Below are 3,707 nucleotides of genomic sequence, written 5' to 3'. Positions count from 1 at the left end.
AATTGATTTCGTATAACGTTGATTATGTTAAATTGAGTACATGATACTTTAAGTTCATAGACTTCTTCCTTAAACCAAAATTCAATAACTTAAGTAATTTCTATTTTACTTAAAGAATATGATATTTAGATCCTTCTTAAAGTTTTACAGCTTTTTTTTATTTAAAAAAATCTTCGACTTTATCAAAGTTATTCACGACCGCACGAATCCTTCACAATCAGTTTACTTTGTTCTCACTGATTAGGTCTGCAACCCAATCTGAGAATACGCGGATTGCTGGTGAAAGAAAACGTTGATGGGGATATAGTAAAGTTACTGTGACTGGCAACGGGCACAAGTTTTGCAATACAGCAATTAATCTCTCTTCTTTTAGATGTTCTAACACAAGTTTTTCTGCAAGTTGTACTATTCCATATCCATCAAGACACAATTTTATATAAAGCTCAGTCTCATTGACAGCTATATCAGTATTCATTTTTACTATTCTTTTTTCGTCATCATCCACAAAATTCATTTCACATGTATTTCTATTATGGTCTGAAAAATAATGAATCGCCTTATGAAATGCTAGATCTTCAAGAGATTGCGGAGTTCCATACTTTTGCAAATATTCAGGTGAGGCACACGTCACCCAACGAAACTTTCCAAGAGGACGAGCTACTAGTGAGGAACTTTTCAAGCTTCCCATTCGGATTACACAGTCTACTCCTTCCTTGATTAAGTCTACCTGCCTATCGCTGACTCCAATCATTATATAGATGTCTGGATAGCGTTTTTGAAACTCTTTAAGATTGGGCATGATGACTGAATGAGCTATACCCGCAGGCATATCAACTCGTAACTGCCCCTGTGGTTGTTGCATTGTATCGGTTAGGCTTGATTCAGTGTGCTCAATAAGATCAAGTATTTCTCTGCACTGTATTAAATACTGTGCCCCTTCAGGTGTTAGGTTTACCCGTCTGGTTGTCCTGTTCAACAAACGTACTTGTAAATACTTTTCAAGATTTTTAATTGTGCTAGTTACTGTAGATGCTGGAAGTGAAAGTGTTTCAGCCGCATGTACAAAGCTTTCAGCTTCTGCCACCCGAACAAAAATCTGCATTGCCTGAATACGATCTAATCTCATGCCTTTATCCCAATTCTATCCGCATGCTCTTAGATTATTCGCTTTTACTGAATAATAAAAACAGTTTAATCAGCTTTTACAGCATTATCATTTCAATTAAATTTTCACTATTCTTTTTTTGAAGTTGAAATGAATATGACTGATTACAACAGAAACATTGTGCAATTGACAGAATCCTCCACAAGTAAAACGCTTATTCGTGGAGCCACTATCCTGAGTATGGACAGCATGATTGGGAATATGGTTCGGGGAGATATTCTTATCGAGAACAGTATGATTACAGCTATTGGTGAAAATATTGAAGCGACTTGTGCTACTGTTATTGATGCTTCAAATATGATTGTGATGCCGGGTATGGTGGATACACATCGACATTCATGGGAAGGACAACTACGACGAATTAATCCGAATGCAGAAACGTTAGAAGATTATTGTAACGCGACGCATTATTCTTTTGCCAAGTACTATCGACCTAAAGATATATATATCGGTAATTTACTTACTGCTCTCGGGTGTATTGACGCAGGTATCACAACAGTCATAGATAACTCGCATAATAGCCGTACTGCCGCTCACTCTGATGCAGCTGTTGAAGCCTTGCTAGATGCCAGTATTCGGGCGGTACACGCTTCTGGCGCACCAGTCTCAGGTGATTGGGATAAAGACAACTGGCCTAGAAATCTTGAACGCCTACAAAATAAATATTTTCAAAATAAAGAAAATAATTTGGTATCACTCGCTGCAATGGCCCAGCTTGAACCTCAATTGTGGGCGGAGGCACGCAGATTAGGATTGCCAATTATTACTGAATTTTTTGGTGGGGAAATGGCTGCCGAACTAGAGGGTTTGCATCAACAAGGATTACTGGGTCCAGATAATATCTTTAATCATTGTACTTCACTGCCAGATGCTGGATGGGAAATTTTGCGCGAGTCTGGAGTACGAGTAAACGTATGCCCAAGATCAGATGCCCACTATGGCATCGAAGATGGTATGTTCGCCATGCAATCAGCTCTACGTCACGGTATTAGACCTGGTTTAAGTGTAGATAATGAAACCTCTTACAGTGGTGATATGTTTATGGAAATGCGTGTAGCATTTTATTTACAACGCGTAATGGGTATGCATCAGAACAAATGTTGTGGTTTAGCACATTCGCCAGTGACGCTTCATGCTCAAAACCTTTTAAAAGCTGCGACGACTGATGGTGCTACTTGTGCAGGTCTACAAGAAAAAATTGGCAGCTTATCCATTGGAAAACAGGCTGATCTAATATTGATTAGAACAGATGATATTAATCTTTATCCCTCGGGCAATGCTTTTGGCACTGTAGTTCATGCAACCGAGCGCAGTAATATTGATACTGTGATGATTGCTGGGCGCATTGTGAAGCGTGACGGTAAGGTATTAGGCGTAAATAGTGAACGACTACGTGCAGCGATTGATGAATCTCGCCAACATCTTTTTGCTGCCGCTGGTTATACTCCAGACATTTTTGCTGAGACATTTCTGCCTCTTGAGTAAACGATATAAAAGAGGACAAACAGTATGAATGTTATCTATTATTTAATGGCCTTTGCAGCAGGATTAGGAATTACTCTACAAACTACATTGAATGCTCAACTGGCTAAAGGAATTGGTGGAGATCCTGTGGCTGCTGCACTATTTTCATTTACTGTTGGTGCGGTATGTGTTGGAGTTTATTCTTTGGTTCGGGGTGAGATAATTCCTTCATTAATTGCTATTTCGACTCAGCCGTGGTGGAGTCTTTTAGGTGGAATTCTAGGTTCGTGTGCCTTGCTGAGCTATGTTGTTCTTGCGCCAAGAATTGGACTGTCTGCTTTACTGGGGCTAGCAATAGCTGGACAAATACTCTCCTCTTTAATGATTGATCATTTTGGGTTGTTGGGGGCTACTGAACGTCCAGTTTCCTTGATCAAACTAGTTGGAACAATAGTCATGCTGGTTGGATTAACTGTTGCTCTATTAGGCGACAAATTGTCAGAATTTTTTTAATTTTGATCGCTACAAATAGATATAGCCGTAAAAGTAACGATATTTGAATAGCTACTGATTTTGTAGACACCTTTTAATTAGTGGTGGACTACCACCACTATCCTAGACAAATTTAGTCTATTTTTAAGACCTTTTTAGTAGGAAAATATGCATTCATAGCTAGGTTCATGAACCAAATATTTTATAAGTTATTATTTTAACACTCTAAGTAATTAATTTAATTGCTTATTAAACATAAGTTTAATTATGAATTAGATTCTAGGTGAACATAAGTTAAATAGGCTAATTTTTTATAGTAATATTTGATTAATTTTTATAGAGTAGCTTTGATTTTTTAATACTTTAGAAATATATGAAAATTTTAATTTGTAATAAAATTAGTGATGTAAACACGTCAGATTTAGATATTAACGAAATTGAGGATTACTTGATTTTATTAGAGCATTCTTCATGGAATGACTTCGGCTATAAGGTAACTTTCAATCTATATATTATGAATATGATTGGATTAGCAACACAACGAAGAATTGGACAATTAAAAATTGCTAAGGAGAATCAGACAGAG

The 3,707-nt window shown here is 37.2% G+C and carries 4 protein-coding genes; 3 read left to right on the top strand and 1 reads right to left on the bottom strand.

Annotation, left to right across the window (positions count from 1 at the left end; all coding sequences use genetic code 11):
• Positions 1-217: 217 nt before the first annotated feature.
• Positions 218-1,126 carry a LysR family transcriptional regulator gene (locus D7V20_RS18715; RefSeq protein WP_120385359.1) on the bottom strand — a complete coding sequence of 303 codons (909 nt, stop codon included), beginning with the start codon at positions 1,124-1,126 and terminating at the stop codon, positions 218-220.
• A gap of 135 nt (positions 1,127-1,261) precedes the next feature.
• Here D7V20_RS18715 and D7V20_RS18710 point away from each other — a divergent pair, with 135 nt between their 5' ends.
• The 3 genes from D7V20_RS18710 to D7V20_RS20030 all read left to right on the top strand — a co-directional run.
• Positions 1,262-2,650, top strand: a complete 1,389-nt coding sequence (locus D7V20_RS18710; protein WP_120385360.1) for an amidohydrolase family protein — start codon at positions 1,262-1,264, stop codon at positions 2,648-2,650.
• 24 nt (positions 2,651-2,674) lie between these two features.
• Positions 2,675-3,142 (top strand): DMT family transporter, encoded by a 468-nt coding sequence (locus D7V20_RS18705; protein WP_120385358.1) that lies wholly within the window; start codon positions 2,675-2,677, stop codon positions 3,140-3,142.
• 352 nt (positions 3,143-3,494) lie between these two features.
• On the top strand, positions 3,495-3,707 hold a 213-nt coding region (locus tag D7V20_RS20030), incomplete at its 3' end, for a hypothetical protein (RefSeq protein ID WP_213072522.1).

It is taken from the genome of Acinetobacter rongchengensis, from assembly GCF_003611475.1.
GTDB lineage: Bacteria > Pseudomonadota > Gammaproteobacteria > Pseudomonadales > Moraxellaceae > Acinetobacter > Acinetobacter rongchengensis.
The sequence above is the reverse complement of the archived record's forward strand: the minus strand, read 5'-3'. Positions and strand labels throughout refer to the sequence as shown.

Bases quoted from the DNA above. Each gene is read 5' to 3' on its own strand.
- D7V20_RS18715 (WP_120385359.1), bottom strand. From the start codon at position 1,126: ATGAGATTAGATCGTATTCAGGCAATGCAGATTTTTGTTCGGGTGGCA.
- D7V20_RS18710 (WP_120385360.1), top strand. From the start codon at position 1,262: ATGACTGATTACAACAGAAACATTGTGCAATTGACAGAATCCTCCACA.
- D7V20_RS18705 (WP_120385358.1), top strand. From the start codon at position 2,675: ATGAATGTTATCTATTATTTAATGGCCTTTGCAGCAGGATTAGGAATT.